Below are 14,710 nucleotides of genomic sequence, written 5' to 3'. Positions count from 1 at the left end.
GCCGCAATGCGGCGCGATCTGGGAGGAGTGACTGCAATGAACGATCGTGAAAGACGCGATTTTGAGGCCGGCCTCGCTCAGGAGGTCGATGCTTTCCTGCGCAGCGAGAGCACACGCCGGACCTTCATCACCCGATTCGGCCAGATGACCGGATTGCTCGCTGTTTCGGGTTCGGCCCTCACCGCCGTGACCGACTGGGCCCTGGCGCAGCAGGCGGCGGAACTGGCAGACCCGTCGACGCCGCTTGGCCAGGCGCAGGCTCTTGCGCTGAAGGCCTCTCAGGAGGGGCCCAAGGACGGATCGGCGTTTCGGGCCGTCGAGGCGGCCAAGCAGTTCTCGGGCGTGACCCTCAACCTTACCTATGAGGCCGGCCTGCAGGCGCTTGATCCACGCAACTTCTCCGGTCCAATGTGGGAGCAACTGACCGGCATCAAGTCGGCGGTCGTGGAACTGTCCAACCCCGACATGTACTCGAAGCCGGTTGCAGAGCACATCGCCAATTCCGGCGCATACGACGTGCTCGACATCTCGCCGGCCTGGACACCTTCGCTGGCGGACGGCGGCGTCATCGCGCCGCTGGACGACTACATCGCCAAGTACATGAACAAGGCGGACCTGGACGACTATCACCCGCTCTACAAGGCCCTGCCGACCTACAAGGGCAAGATCTGGGGCTTCTTCGACGACGGCGACATGTTTGCCCTCTACTACCGCAAGGACATTTTCGAGGATCCAAAGCTGAAGGAGGCATACCAGGCCAAGTTCAACGCGGAGCTCGCACCGCCAAAAACCTGGGACGAATACAACCGGATCGCCCAATTCATCACCGACCAGCTCGCTCCGAACGTCTACGGCGCCGGTCATTTCCGCAAGGCTGGCAGCCCGGGCAACCAGTTCGATTTCCTGCAGCAGTTCCGCGCGAGCGGCGGCAAGCTGTTCGACGACAGCATGAAGGCGGGAATCGCCTCCGATGCCGGCCTGAAGACTCTGCAGAGCATGATTGCGTCCAACGCGGCCTCCATTCCCGGCAACAACGAACTGGACGCGGTGTCGCTGTGGGCTGCCTTCCTGACCGGCAAGGTCGCCATGATCTATTCCTGGCCGCCGACTGGCCGCATGGCCGCCAACTATTCGCAGAGCGCGAAGGCGATCAACTTCATCCCGCAGTCGCAGATCGCCGGAAAGGTCGGCTACGCCGTCGTCCCGGGCAATCCGGAGCATGCGACGGGCTTCAACAAGGCGCTTGCGGCAGGCTCGTCGAACCTCGAGGCCGCCTATCTCTACATGCAGTGGGTGACGTCTCCGCCGGTGTCTCTGGCGCGTGTCATGCTTCCATACGCATTGCGCGACCCGTACCGGCTCTCGCATTTCAAGTCGGAGCTCTATGCGGGTCTGTTCCCGAGCGCGAAGGAGTATCTCTACAACCTCAACAACTCGGCGAATGTCGGCCTGCTCGACCCGATCATGCCAGGCGCCCAGGACTACTTCCTCTCGATCGACCGCATGTGCACCGAGGTGTGGGCGGGGGGCGATCCCGATGCGGCGCTAAAGACCGCTGCGGCAGAGATGAATGCCACCACGGAGCGCCTCGGCGTCGACAGCCAGAAGGCGTTCTACGCCGAGTTCCTCAAGCTGCCGGGCGCTACCGCCGACAACACGGTCGAGAAGCTCGGAATGGCTGTAAAGCTCGACTGATCGAGTGGGGGCTCGCCGGCGCTTCGGTACCGGCGGGTTGAGTGAGCCGGTCGCGGCGTTCGTGTCGTGGCCGGCATCCCCTTGAAGGCGTGACTCATGGCCGATGTCGCCACAATTATCCCAATGCAGACTGCGGGCGCGCCGCCAAAACTCTCCCGTTTGGGCGCGTGGACGGAGCGGCACTTCAAATGGGTGCTGGTGGCGCCCGCAGTCGGTCTGATCCTTGGCCTTTCGATATATCCGCTGCTGTTCTCGCTGGTCGTCTCCTTCATCAACTATGACTTCCAGGTGCCGGGACACGCCTTCGTCGGGCTGCGCAATTTCAAACTGGTCGTCTTCGATCCGGTGGCGCGGTGGTCGCTCGTGCTCACCGCCTTCCTTTCCGGAACAAGCGTGATCATCGAGTTCGTTCTCGGCCTGCTTGCGGCACTGGCGATGGTGAAGTCCTTCCGCGGCCGCAGCATCGTCATGTCGATCCTGATCGTGCCGCTCTTCATCAGTCCCGTGATCGTCGGCCAGGCCTGGACGCTGCTGCTGCAGAGGCCGTTCGGGCCGACGAACTACGTGCTCAGCCAGCTTCTCGGGCATGAGGTGACGATCAGTTGGCTGACGCAGGCGCCATGGCTCTATATCTCGCTGATCGCGGCGGACGTCTGGCAGTGGACGCCGTTCATGTTCGTCATTCTGCTGGCCGGGCTGACCTCGATACCGCAGAACCTCTACGAGGCGGCCGAACTCGATGGAGTGAGCGCCTGGCTCGCGTTCCGCGCGATCACGCTTCCGTACCTCATGCCGATGATCCTGCTGGCGCTGACCTTCCGGCTGCTCGACGCGATCCGAATGTTCGACACGATCTTCATCATGACGGGAGGCGGACCGGGCACGCAGAGCTATACCGCCTCCTACTATCTCTACACGGTCGGCTTCACTCAGTTTCACCTGTCGCAGGCGACGGCCGGAAGCTGGCTGTTCCTGATCTTCACGGCGATCGTGGTGACGCTGCTCGTGCGGCGGCTGCTCAAGCCGGAGGCCGTGTGATGCCCAGCAGACCGAAATCTTTCTCCAGGCGCTGGCGGCTCGCCCCGATCCTGCGCTTTGCGTATCTGGCTTTCTTCCTGCTGTTCGTGCTGGTGCCGATCTACTGGATGTTCAACACGTCCATAAAGCCCAGCGACGACTATCTCGCGATTCCTCCCGTCTGGTTCCCGGACGCTCCGACGCTGGTGCACTATGAAGCGGCGCTCTTCGCTTACCGCGGACTGGAAGGGCTCATCAACAGCCTGATCATCTCGCTCTCGGCGACGGTGCTTTCGGCCTTGCTCGGCACGCTGATGGCCTACAGCCTGGCGCGCTACAATACAGGCGGCCAGCACCTGTCCTTCTGGGTGCTGTCGCAGCGCTTCCTGCCCCCGGTCGGGATCGTGCTGCCGCTCTTTCTCATCTACCGAAACCTCGGGATCCACGACACGCGTTTCGGGCTGATCCTGGCCTACACCATGTTCACGCTGCCGGTCTCTGTGTGGATGATGTTCGCCTATTTCCGGCAGATGCCGAAATCGATGGAGGAAGCGGCGCTGGTGGACGGCTGGACGCGCTGGCAGGCGTTCTGGCGGGTCGCCGTCCCGCTGGCCGCGCCGGGGATCGTGGCGGCAGCGGTGTTCGCCTTCATTGCCTGCTGGACCGAGTTCTTCTTCGCGCTGGTGCTGACAAGCCGCAACGCCTTCACGCTTCCCACGGTCTTCCGGGCCTTCATCGGGTTCCAGGGTGCCCAGTATGGCGAAGCGGCGGCGCTGGCCATCGTGTCGCTCGGGCCCTCGATCGTGCTCGGCGTGCTCGCCCAGAAACACCTGGTGCGCGGACTGACGCTCGGCGCCGTGCGCGGATAGGGAAGCAGCAGAAATGGCGGAAGTGAAGATCACCGGCCTGCACAAGCGCTACGGTGCGTTCCATGCGGTGAAAGGGATCGACCTGCACATTCCGGACGGGGAGTTCACCGTCCTTGTCGGGCCATCAGGCTGCGGCAAGAGCACGCTGCTGCGCACCATAGCCGGGCTGGAGGAGGCCTCGGGCGGAACGATTGAGATCGGCGGGCAAGTTGTCAATGATCATCGCCCGCGCGACCGCGACGTGGCCATGGTCTTCCAAGATTATGCGCTCTATCCGCACATGACGGTCGCAAACAATATCGGCTTCGGGCTTAAGGCGCGGAAAATGCCGAGGGCCGAAGTGGAGAAGCGCGTCACGGAAGCTGCGCGCATGCTGGGCATCACCCAGCTTCTCGACCGCTTGCCGCGCCAGCTTTCGGGCGGACAGCGCCAGCGCGTGGCGATCGGGCGCGCCATCGTGCGCAATCCGCGCGTCTTCCTGTTCGACGAGCCGCTCAGCAACCTCGATGCGCAGTTGCGCGACGAGATGCGCGGAGAGATCAAGCGGCTTCACCAGGAGATCGCGACCACGATCATCTACGTCACGCACGACCAGATCGAGGCGATGACGCTCGCTGACCGGATCGTGCTGATGCGCGACGGTGTGATCGAGCAGCAGGGCGCGCCGCTGGACCTGTTCGAGCGGCCGGCGACGACATTCGTGGCCGGCTTCCTCGGCTCGCCCAAGATGAGTTTCCTGCCCGGCAAATTTTTGCGCGACGGCTCTGCGGCGGCCATCAGCTTGGGGGACGTCCTGATGCCTCTGCCGCCGGCAAGGGCCTCGATCGCTGCGGCGGATGGCCAACTGATCCTTCTCGGGCTGAGACCGGAACATCTGAGCCGGGCGGAAGGACCGGCGCCCGTGCCTGGCCACATCCGGCAGGAGGCCGTGGTCGATCTCATTCAGCCCACTGGATCGCGCAGCTATGCCACGTTACGGCTCGCCGGCGCTCCGGCCATGGCGGAGTTGCAGGCCCACGATGTCAGCCGCCCAGGCGAGCGGCTTGCCATAGACATCAACATGAACCGCGCCTCGATCTTCGATGCGCAAACGCAGCGGGCACTTTGATGGGAATGGAGATGATGGGAACCGAGCCTTCTCGCGCAATCAGGCTCTACGGCACCGAACAGGTCGATCCGCCATTACGAACGCTTCGTGCAGGACCGCTTACGGTCGAGTTCGACAATGGCGCACTTCGCTATGTCAGAGTTGCTGGGATCGAGGTTCTGCGCGGCATCGCCTTTCTTGTCCGCAAGGAGAACTGGGGCACGTTCACGCCGGACGTCGAGAACCTTCGTTTCCAGGAGGATGCTGACGGGTTCACCGTGACTTACCGTGCGACCTGCGGCGATGCCTCACGCCGGATCGTCTATGATGCGCGCATCGAGGGGAGGGCGGACGGTTCGCTGTCCTTCGTGGCAGAGGCCGAGCCGTTGACCGATCTGCTGACCAACCGCACTGGCTTCATCGTGCTCCATCCGATCGAGGGCGTCGCGGGCCAGCCGGTAAAGGTTCTGCACGAGGACGGGCGTGAGCAGGTCTCGCAATTTCCGGAGAAGATCAACCCGCGCTGCCCGTTCACCGACATCCGTGCCCTCTCTCACGAGATCGCGCCGGGCACATGGGCGACCTGCACCATGGAGGGCGATGCCTTCGAGATGGAGGATCAGCGCAACTGGTCCGACGCCTCCTACAAGACCTATGTTCGGCCGCTGCGACGCCCGTGGCCATATACTTTGCCGAAGGGGGTGAAATTCACGCAGGCAGTACGGCTCGAGATCAACGGCCCAATTCCCGAGGGCGGCAAGGACCAGGGGAATGAGCCCGTCGTTCTCGAATTGGGCGAGGTCATCGGCAAGATGCCGATGATCGGCATCGGCGTTCCGGCGGAGGAGGCGGCACCTGCGCTCGAAAGGCCGGAACTGATAAAGCGCCTGGTGCCGCGCTGGTTGGTCTGTGAGATCGATCTGCGCCGCGGTCACGGCCGCTCCGAGCTTGAGAAATATCGCAAGCTGGCGGACCTCACCGGCGCCGAGGTGACGCTGGAGATCATCACCAAGGGCAGTATGGATCCCTTTGGCGAACTGCAGCCACTTGCGCATGCTGTGCAGGAGGTCGGGCTGGCGCCGCAAGCCGTCGCGGTTTTTCCGGCCCAGGACATGAAGTCGGTGCAGCCGGATGCGCCCTGGCCGGAGATGCCCACGTTCGAGGAAACCTACGCGGCCGCCCGGAGAGCATTTCCGGGCGTCAAGCTGGGCGGGGGCATGGCGGCCTATTTCACCGAGCTAAATCGCAAGCGCCCGCCCGCCGATCGGCTGGATTACGTCAGCTTCACGACCTGTCCGAATGTGCATGCCGCAGATGACATTTCCGTCATGGAGACGCTCGAGAGCGTCCCGCATCTCATCCGCTCGGCGCGGGCTTTCATGGGCGAGGGGGTAGGCTATCGCATTGGGCCGAGCCAGTTGGGGTGTCGCGAGAATCCTTACGGCAACTCAACTGCGCCGAATGAACACAACGGTCGCGTCTGTCTGAGCCGTGTCGATCCGCGTCAGCGCGGACTGTTCACCGCCGCGTGGACGATCGGCTACATCGCCGCGTGTGCCGAGGAAGGCATAGACGCGGTGGCGCTCGGCGCCTCTACTGGACCGTTCGGGCACATATACCGCATGGCCGATTTCGAACAGCCCTGGTATGACGAACAGAACGGATCGTTGGTTTATCCTTCATACCATGTGATGAGTGACCTTGCCGCATCGAGCGGGGCCGAACTGCTTGCAGTCAGGTCTTGCCACGGTGTGAAATCGATTGCAGTGTGGAAAGACGGCCGAGTGATCCTTTGGGTCGCCAATCTGCAAGCTCAGGCGAAGACAATCGAGTTCCTGTCTAGTGACCGACCGTACAACGGTCGAATCACCATGCTCTCCGCTGACCAATTTGAACGTATCGTAACCAATTCGGACTTCGTGACGTCGGCCATGCGCGAATGGGGTGGCGCTATCGAACTGCACGCCTATTCAGTGGCACGATTCGAACTCAGTTAAGAATTTGAGAAGATTTTGAATCAAGACGATTGAAGAGATGTAGGTTTTGAGGCGAGGACTCGAAGTCGAACTTCACTAAGCGCCTTCGTTGACGCTCGGCCTTGCCTCATGTTTTCCGGCCCGCACCAGGCAGTCTCACTTGTCATGGCCTCCTAATGCAAGGGATGGTTGCGACCAATCTGAACTTTTTCTGAAAATTGTATTGCGTAGGACTTTGCAACGCATTATCGGCACTCAGGTGCGCGTAATGGGGCTGCGCACGCCTAGTTGAGGGTTTTCTGAATGAACGAGAAGTTTGAGACTGACTACATGGTTGCTGTGACGGCCGAGATCGTCTCGGCCTACGTGTCCAGAAACGCGGTTCCGCTGTCCCAACTGCCCAACCTGATAGGGGACGTGCACGGCTCGCTGAAGAGACTTTCACCAAACGAAGTGCCGGCGGTTGAAGTGGCACTGACGCCGGCTGTTCCGGTCAAGAAGTCGGTCAATCCGGATTACATCATCTGCCTTGAGGACGGAAAGAAGTTCAAGTCGCTGAAGCGGCACCTTTCCAGCGTACATGGGATGTCGCCGGACGAATATCGCAAGAAGTGGGGTCTCCCTTCCGACTATCCCATGGTCGCTCCGAACTACGCCGCGCGCCGCTCGGAACTCGCCAAGACCATGGGGCTTGGACGCAGAGAAAAGGCGGCTGAGGCTGCGGCAAAGCGCGGACGGCGCAAGACCGCTGCTGGCTGATCGGCCACCGATCCTGATCCAGCCTTTGGGTCTTCTCACGCTGGCGGGAATGCAGCGGAGAGCCACGGTCGCGGCAGTGCAGGCACGAAGTTGCCGTCGCGCCCGGTCATGTCCTCATTGGCGATCATGCTGTTGAGGATGGCCTCCTCTGTCGACTGCACCACTGCGTCGAAAAAGGGATCGATGTCGGGATCGGGAATGAATTCCGCGCGCGCGAGCGATCCCGGAGCGGCGGCGGCCGCCTGGGCGTTCGCCGTGGAAAAGGCAAGAAAAATATCCCCGGAGCTGTGATACCCATAGCCTCCGGTCAAGGCTATTCCGAGCGGTACGCGCCGCGCGAGCCTCTTGAGCTGATGCGGTAGGAAGGGAGCATCAGTCGCCACGATGGCGATGATCGATCCCTTCTCGGCGCGCGGTGTGTTTTCCACCAAGGCTGGCTCGGCAAGATCCGGGCCCACCAGTCGGCCGCGGATCGTCAGGTTTGCTCGCTTGCCGAAATTCGCCTGGACGAAGGTGCCGACCGTGTAGCGCCGGTCCCGCCAAACCACCTGGCGGGAGGCGGTACCCGAGCCCGCCTTGAAGCCGAAGGCAATCATGCCCGTTCCGCCGCCGACACTACCCTCCTCGATCCGGCCGGCGGCAGCCGTCTCCAGCGCACGTGCGACGTCGTCGAAGCCGACATGATGACCGTTGATGTCGTTCAAGAAGCCGTCATAGGTCTCGGCGGCGACCGGCAGGCCCCAACTGTCGAGAGCGCCAGGGAGGACGTCGCCCAGCCATCGCAAGGTGCCGTCTCGGGTGACGCCGCAGGAATGCGTGTTGGTGATGGTGATGGGGAGATTGAACGCGCCAATCTCCTCGATCAGATGCGATCCCGTAAGCTCGCCATTTCCATTGCCGCTGAAAACGCCGGCATAGACAGGCGTGGGCAGTTCCGGCCGGGGGCGGGGCAAGATAGCGGTGACGCCGGTACGTACCGGACCTTTGCCAACGACAAGCGGCCCGTCTCCCGCAATCAGCGTGACATAGCCAACGGAAACGCCAGGCACATCAGTGATCGCGTTACAAGGGCCGGGCTCGCCCTGGAAAGGGATGCCATAGAACCGGGCGCGGGGCTTGCCGCCGGGAGTTTGTTTCAATGGATCGTTCATGCTGCTGCCGTGCCGACGTTGAGAATGGCTTTGGAACCAGCATCTTGCCCGGCACAGCCGAAACGGCAAGCCTCGCTTCCGCCTCGACCGAGAAGCGATGGCCATGCTAGCGTGCTGCGATCCACTTGGCGGTCTGTGCTCCCGGCAGGGACCTACCAGGACGCCAATCAACCGACAGGTCCCGGAACGGAACATGCAGTGGCTGGATCTCAGTCCGGATGAATGGAACGCGGTCAGGCTGTCGATAAAGGTCTCGACCTGGGCGATGGTCGTCAGCCTGCCATTCGGGATTGCGGTTGCCTATACGCTCGCCCGCAAGGAATTCTGGGGCAAGACGCTCATAAATGGGCTTGTCCACCTTCCTCTCATCATGCCGCCGGTCGTCACCGGCTATCTGCTGCTCCTCACCTTCGGACGGCGGGCGCCGGTCGGCTCGTTCCTGGCCGAGACGTTCGGGATTGTTTTCTCGTTCCGCTGGACAGGAGCGGCCCTCGCCTGCGGGGTGATGGCGTTTCCGCTGATGGTGCGCGCGATCCGGCTATCGATCGAGACAGTCGATCGGCGGCTGGAGTCGGCAGCCGGCACCCTCGGCGCCAACCGGGCCTGGGTCTTCGTCACCATCACGCTGCCGCTGATCCTGCCCGGCATCATCGCCGGCATGATCCTCGCCTTCGCCAAGGCGATGGGCGAATTCGGCGCCACCATCACCTTCGTCTCCAACATCCCCGGCGAGACGCAGACGCTCCCCTCGGCGATCTACACCTATACCCAGGTGCCGGGGGGAGACGCCGGAGCCATTCGGCTGACCCTGATCTCGATCGCCATCTCCATGCTAGCGCTGCTTGCTTCCGAGATCCTGGCGCGGCGCATCAGCAGCCGGTTCGAGCCGGAATGACGCTGTCCGTCGATGTACGCCACCATCAGGGCGATTTCCTGCTCGATGCCAGCTTCGACAGCGGCGGGCGGCTGACGGCGCTCTTCGGTCCGTCGGGGTCGGGCAAGACGTCGCTGGTCAACATCATCGGGGGATTGATCCGACCGCAGCAGGGCCGCGTCACCGCCGACGGGCGGGTGCTGGTGGACACTGCCGCACGCACCTTCGTCCCCATGCACAAACGGCGCATCGGCTATGTGTTCCAGGACGCACGCCTGTTCCCGCATCTCACGGTCAGGCAGAACCTTGCCTACGGGCGCTTCTTCACGCCGGCCGCGGAGCGCTACGCCGACTTTTCCGACGTAGTGGACCTGCTTGGTATCGGGCATCTTCTGGATCGGCGGCCCGCCTCGCTTTCCGGCGGGGAGAAGCAGCGGGTGGCCATCGGCCGTGCCTTGATCGCCAGCCCCAAACTCATCCTCATGGACGAGCCGCTCGCCTCCCTCGACGAGGCGCGCAAGGCCGAGATCATGCCCTACCTGGAGAAACTGCGGGACGAGAGCAGGATTCCGATCGTCTATGTCAGCCATTCGGTGGCCGAGGTAGCCCGGCTCGCTACCGACGTCGTGGTGCTCGATCACGGAAAGGTCGTCGCGAGCGGGGCGACGGGCGACATCTTCTCGCGGTTCGAGCTTCTGCCCGAGGAGGAGCGCGGAGAAGTCGGGGCACTGATCGAACTGGCTCTGGTAGGCCACGAAGAGAGCTTCGGGCTGACGGTCCTGCGGTCCGCCGGCGGGGAATGGCGCCTTCCCAGCATCGATGCACCGGCCGGAACCGTGCTCCGGGTGCGGGTCAGGGCGCGCGATGTGATGCTCGCGCTGGAGCGGCCGGTCGGCATCAGCGCCCTGAACACGCTTTCGGTGACTGTCGTCGACATATCGGCCAACGCGGGGCCGGAGGCACTTGTCTCACTCGATAGCGGCGGAGACCGCCTGGTGTCGCGGGTCACGAGGCGTTCGGTCGAGTTGCTCGGGCTGGCGCCGGGGAGAAAGGTTTTCGCCGTGGTAAAAGCCGTCACCTTCGACAAGGCGAATATCGGCGGGTCGCATTACCAACATCGCTCGATCTGAGGAGCGACCCTTAGCGCGAGCCACGAAGTTGCGAGTGGTCGAAGCGGATGCAGATCGCACTGGGAGCGCTACACCCGCTCCAGCGCAATCGCGATGCCTTGGCCGACGCCGATGCACATCGTTGCCAGCGCCAGCCGCGCACCGCGTTCCCGCAATTCCAGAGCTGCCGTGCCGGTGATGCGCGCGCCGGACATGCCGAGCGGATGGCCGAGCGCGATGGCGCCGCCATTCGGGTTCACGTGCGGAGCGTCTTCTGGAATGCCAAGCTCGCGCAGCACCGCAATACCCTGCGATGCAAAGGCCTCGTTGAGCTCCACCAGATCGAAATTGCTGGGCGAGATGCCCAGGCGCGCCGTGAGCTTCCTGGTCGCCGGCACTGGTCCAATGCCCATGATCCGGGGCGGAACGCCGGCCGCCGCACCAGCGACAACGCGCGCGATCGGGTTGAGCCCGTGCTTCTCGGCAGCGGCCTCGGAGGCGATGATCAGTGCCGCGGCACCATCGTTGACGCCGGAGGCATTGCCGGCCGTCACCGTCCCGCCCTGACGAAAGGGCGTCGGCAGCTTTGCCAAAGATTCGATCGTCGTACCCGCACGGGGGTGTTCGTCCTTCGAGACGACAAGCGGCTCTTCCTTTCGCTGCGGAATTGTGACCGCAACGATCTCCTTGGCGAGCCGGCCATTCGCCTGGGCGGCGACAGCCCTTTCCTGGCTGCGCACCGAGAAGGAATCCTGGTCCGCGCGCGACACGGAAAAATCCTCCGCGACGTTCTCGCCCGTCTCCGGCATGGACTCGACGCCATACTGCTTCTTCAGGAGGGGGTTGATGAAGCGCCAGCCGATCGTGGTGTCGTAGATCTCGGCGTTTCGTGAAAAGGCTTCCGCCGCCTTCGGCATCACGAAGGGCGCCCGGCTCATGGATTCCACGCCGCCCGCCACCATCAGCTCGGCGTCGCCCGCCTTGATCGCGCGGGCCGCCATGATGATCGCGTCCATGCCGGATCCGCAAAGGCGATTGACCGTGGCGCCAGGCACGTCGGTGGGAAAGCCGGCGAGCAGCAGAGCCATGCGCGCGACGTTGCGGTTGTCCTCGCCCGCCTGATTGGCGCAGCCCAGGATGACGTCGTCGACCAGGTTCCAGTCGACCGCGGCATTGCGCTCCATCAGCGCCTTGAGGGGAATGGCGGCGAGATCGTCAGTCCGTACGGAGGAAAGCTGGCCGCCGAAGCGGCCGATCGGCGTGCGGACGTAGTCGCAGATGAAAGCCTCAGCCATTTGCTCGGTCCCGTTCTGGAAGCGCTGCTCGCGTCGCGCGAGCTTCCGTTCCTCAGGGGGCTAGTTCGTTGCCTTGTCCGCTGTCAACGGCCTTGCCGGGGAACGCGCATTCGGATCGCGTTCCCCAAGAGCAGAAGGCCGTTGGTCTGGTCTGCCGGCCGGCAGCTTAGCTGCCGTGGTCGTGATGCTCGGTGCCGGGCCTGCCTTCCACCTTGAAGGTAATGTCGACGGTGCCGGCCTTCTCGAAGGTAAGCGTGCCGTTGAAACTTTCGCCTTCGTTGATCGGCCGCTTCAGGTCCATGAACATCACATGATAGGAACCGCGCTTGAGCGCCACTTCGGAGCCGGCAGGGATCTCCAGCCCGCCGGTGACGGGCCGCATGGTCATCACGCCCTGAGCGTCCACGGACATGTCGTGCAACTCGGTGCGGCCGGCAATCTCCGATGAGATTGAGACGAGGCGATCCGTCGCCGCCCCGCTATTCTTGAGGGTCATGTAGCCGGCGGCGACCTTGGCGCCCTCCGGCGGCGCGCTCGCGATCGGATGGTCGATCTCGATGCTTCCGATCTCGAACTCGTGCGCCCAGAGCGGATGCGAAAGCGCGAGGATCAGCATCAGCGTGAAGATAAGAATGCCAATACGCTCCTCGATGCTGCTGAATCGGGGGAATGAACGTCGAATTGTTCGGATAGACGCACGGGTGCGATAGAAGGCCGTCATAGTCATATGGAATCTCTCCATGAAGCGCGCCTTTCCGGACGCGCGTGGAAGCGTGGGAGAAAAGTTGACTGTCAGGGTCGAGGCAGATCCTCGACAGAGATGTTAGGCGCTGAAAGGCGGTGCGCGCGGGTTCCCAGGCAAATATCCGTCGGCCGCGAGAAGGAAAGGCGAAACCGGCAGATCTTGCTTCGGCAGCTCCAGGAATGGACCGACGATCAATTCCGCGGATTTCGGAAGCACGCCCGCAGAGAAGGTCGACGCACAGCAGTGAATTGCGCAGCAATCCGGCGGGGCACCGCGTTGGCTATCATCGAGCCCTTCCGCGATATAGCCGGCAAGGCAAATGGGGTTGCCGAATGCGTCCAAAACAACTGCAGTCGGCCCGGCAGCGTTGGCCGATACGGGCGTGAAGCCTTGCGCGATCAGGAGCACGGCCGCGACGAGCGCGATCCAGACCCTCCATCCCATGCGTGGTGCCGCCACCGGCGATCCCTCTCAGTCCATCTCAAGCAGTCCTAGCATACTGGCGGCCGGCTGCGAATCCGCAAACTCACGCTGCGTCATCTTGCCCGACGAAGCGCCGGCAAAACCTGGATTTCCAATTTGGTAACGGCAAGAGTTCAGAACACGTCCGCGACAAAGCTGGCGATCTCAGCCATCGCTTGGGCCGTGAGAGCTCGAGCAGGAGCAAGCTTCCGGCGTGCACCTCTTATGGGTTCATCGCGCGGGCCGATAGACCCAGATCGCCGCTTGTTCCCCAGCTCTCGCCCGCACGGCGAGGAACAGCCGGTCAAGCTCGGGAACGAACAGCGATGTGCGTGCGCCGGGGGCAGTCGGAAGACTGGCCATTCGGCGGAAGCTGCCGTCTTCCAGTTCAAAGACGTCCAGATGGGCGTCGCCGCAGCTTACGTAGACCCGGTGCCGCTTCGCATCGACGAACATGTCATCGGCGTCGCCGCACGTTCTCGCATCTTTGACGCGCGCTCCGTCAACCATGGAAAACGCGCTCAACATCGCCGGAGCGCGGAATGCCACAAGGACCTTGCCGTAGGCCTCGGCCAAAGCCATCGGAAAGTTCTCGCCCGCTTGGCCCGTCTTCCACCGGGCGACCACCTCACCGCCCTGACGGTCGACGACCTCAACAACATTCGCATCGGGTACGTTCACGAAGATCCGGTCTCCGTCGTTTCCAAGCTGGAAGCCCTCAGGATGACCATGCAAGGGAATGTCCGAGAGCTTTCGCGCTTGCCCAGCGTCGATGACCGCCAGCCAGCCCTGCCCGTATCCCACGAACACCCGGTTGCCCGCACTGTCGACCCTGATGTTGTCCGCATCTTCGCCGAGCTGAATATGAGCGGCTTCCTCGAGGGCCCGCCCGCGGTACGTCCGCACCGATCCATCACCGGCGCTGGCGACGTAAACGGTGTCGGTTGAAGGGAGATAGCCGACGCCCTGCGGCTCGTTGAGCCCGCGGATCCGCCCCGATACCTGCAAGGTACTCAGATCGACGACTCCAATGCTGCCATTGCCGAGTTCGGCTACAAAAAGTCGCCGCCCGGCGACGTCAACCGCCATATGATCGATGCGGCCCTTCACGTCACCGAGCGGAATCTTCGCCACCAGTTGCAGAGGAACGGAGTGGGCGGCCTGCTCAGCCAGGGCCCCGACTGTAATCGTGAGCGCCGCAATGACGCTTACCATAATCAGGAAGGTGCGCTTCATCGGTCCGGCCTTGGCAGCCCTCCCGTGATCGAACGCTGGACGCAGCCTCGACGACCTTGTCGGCATCATCCTACGCCCAGAAGTGCATGCGGAACAGACACAGTTCCCGGCCACCTTCGAGACCATGGATACAGATCGCCCCCGAGCGCCGGTTTGATTCAGCGCCGTTCCTTGCAGTTTGACGTCCTGCCGGCCCGGCCCGGTATGGCCGATCCGGCTGATGCGGCTATGCTGGCTATTGGTCAGGTTCGCAGATAATGAGAATATATCTGCACGGTAATCAAGACGAACTGACACACCTTGAAAGTAATAAAGCGGTGCAGCAGATAGTGAGAAAAGCCTGTTCTATCTCTCAAATGCGGCGGCTTTCCTCGCGCCGTGGCAGCTTCCAGTTCGGTCGCGGGAAATGGCAGGTGTAGCCGTTCGGATAGCGTT

General features: G+C 63.0%; 14 protein-coding genes. 8 read left to right on the top strand and 6 right to left on the bottom strand.

All coding sequences use genetic code 11. The annotated features are described in order from the left end of the window. Positions 1-36: 36 nt before the first annotated feature. The 6 genes from HUI96_RS22930 to HUI96_RS22905 all read left to right on the top strand — a co-directional run bounded on the left by HUI96_RS22930 (position 37) and on the right by HUI96_RS22905 (position 7,403). Positions 37-1,695 (top strand): extracellular solute-binding protein, encoded by a 1,659-nt coding sequence (locus HUI96_RS22930; protein WP_188257036.1) that lies wholly within the window; start codon positions 37-39, stop codon positions 1,693-1,695. Between the two features lie 96 nt (positions 1,696-1,791). Then, positions 1,792-2,733 carry a carbohydrate ABC transporter permease gene (locus tag HUI96_RS22925; RefSeq protein WP_188257035.1) on the top strand — a complete coding sequence of 314 codons (942 nt, stop codon included), beginning with the start codon at positions 1,792-1,794 and terminating at the stop codon, positions 2,731-2,733. Continuing rightward, positions 2,733-3,581, top strand: a complete 849-nt coding sequence (locus HUI96_RS22920; protein WP_188257034.1) for a carbohydrate ABC transporter permease — start codon at positions 2,733-2,735, stop codon at positions 3,579-3,581. Before HUI96_RS22925 ends, HUI96_RS22920 begins: the two co-directional genes overlap by 1 nt. A 13-nt stretch (positions 3,582-3,594) precedes the next feature. After that, on the top strand, positions 3,595-4,689 hold the full coding sequence (locus HUI96_RS22915; protein WP_188257033.1) for an ABC transporter ATP-binding protein: 1,095 nt from the start codon (positions 3,595-3,597) through the stop codon (positions 4,687-4,689). An 11-nt stretch (positions 4,690-4,700) separates the two neighbouring features. Further along, on the top strand, positions 4,701-6,665 hold the full coding sequence (locus tag HUI96_RS22910) for a hypothetical protein (RefSeq protein WP_237684311.1): 1,965 nt from the start codon (positions 4,701-4,703) through the stop codon (positions 6,663-6,665). A 282-nt stretch (positions 6,666-6,947) separates the two neighbouring features. Continuing rightward, the gene (locus HUI96_RS22905; RefSeq protein ID WP_188257032.1) at positions 6,948-7,403 is read left to right on the top strand and encodes a MucR family transcriptional regulator; all 456 of its coding nucleotides are present in this window, start codon (positions 6,948-6,950) and stop codon (positions 7,401-7,403) included. Between the two features lie 35 nt (positions 7,404-7,438). Here the strand turns inward: HUI96_RS22905 and HUI96_RS22900 are convergent, their stop codons facing one another. Next, the gene (locus HUI96_RS22900; RefSeq protein WP_188257031.1) at positions 7,439-8,554 is read right to left on the bottom strand and encodes a P1 family peptidase; all 1,116 of its coding nucleotides are present in this window, start codon (positions 8,552-8,554) and stop codon (positions 7,439-7,441) included. 193 nt (positions 8,555-8,747) lie between these two features. Here HUI96_RS22900 and modB point away from each other — a divergent pair, with 193 nt between their 5' ends. Then, complete coding sequence (modB, locus tag HUI96_RS22895; RefSeq protein WP_188257030.1) at positions 8,748-9,449, top strand: molybdate ABC transporter permease subunit; 702 nt, start codon at positions 8,748-8,750, stop codon at positions 9,447-9,449. Further along, positions 9,446-10,558, top strand: a complete 1,113-nt coding sequence (gene modC / locus HUI96_RS22890) for a molybdenum ABC transporter ATP-binding protein (protein ID WP_188257029.1) — start codon at positions 9,446-9,448, stop codon at positions 10,556-10,558. Before modB ends, modC begins: the two co-directional genes overlap by 4 nt. Positions 10,559-10,626: 68 nt before the next feature. Here modC and pcaF read toward each other — a convergent pair whose 3' ends face one another. From pcaF to HUI96_RS29130, 5 genes are all read right to left on the bottom strand, one after another. Next, complete coding sequence (gene pcaF, locus HUI96_RS22885) at positions 10,627-11,832, bottom strand: 3-oxoadipyl-CoA thiolase (RefSeq protein WP_188257028.1); 1,206 nt, start codon at positions 11,830-11,832, stop codon at positions 10,627-10,629. Positions 11,833-11,998: 166 nt separating this feature from the next. After that, positions 11,999-12,559 carry a copper chaperone PCu(A)C gene (locus HUI96_RS22880; RefSeq protein WP_237684310.1) on the bottom strand — a complete coding sequence of 187 codons (561 nt, stop codon included), beginning with the start codon at positions 12,557-12,559 and terminating at the stop codon, positions 11,999-12,001. Positions 12,560-12,655: 96 nt separating this feature from the next. Then, a complete protein-coding gene (locus HUI96_RS22875; protein ID WP_337918598.1) occupies positions 12,656-13,021 on the bottom strand; it encodes a DUF2946 family protein in 366 nt (121 codons plus the stop codon). Positions 13,022-13,270: 249 nt separating this feature from the next. Then, on the bottom strand, positions 13,271-14,275 hold the full coding sequence (locus tag HUI96_RS22870; protein ID WP_237684309.1) for a YncE family protein: 1,005 nt from the start codon (positions 14,273-14,275) through the stop codon (positions 13,271-13,273). A 242-nt stretch (positions 14,276-14,517) separates the two neighbouring features. Beyond that, a partial coding sequence (locus tag HUI96_RS29130) for a hypothetical protein (RefSeq protein ID WP_210320288.1) occupies positions 14,518-14,710 on the bottom strand: 193 nt, incomplete at its 5' end.

The organism is Pseudaminobacter soli (ex Zhang et al. 2022), from assembly GCF_014595955.1.
GTDB lineage: Bacteria > Pseudomonadota > Alphaproteobacteria > Rhizobiales > Rhizobiaceae > Kumtagia > Kumtagia pseudosoli.
The sequence above is the reverse complement of the archived record's forward strand: the minus strand, read 5'-3'. Positions and strand labels throughout refer to the sequence as shown.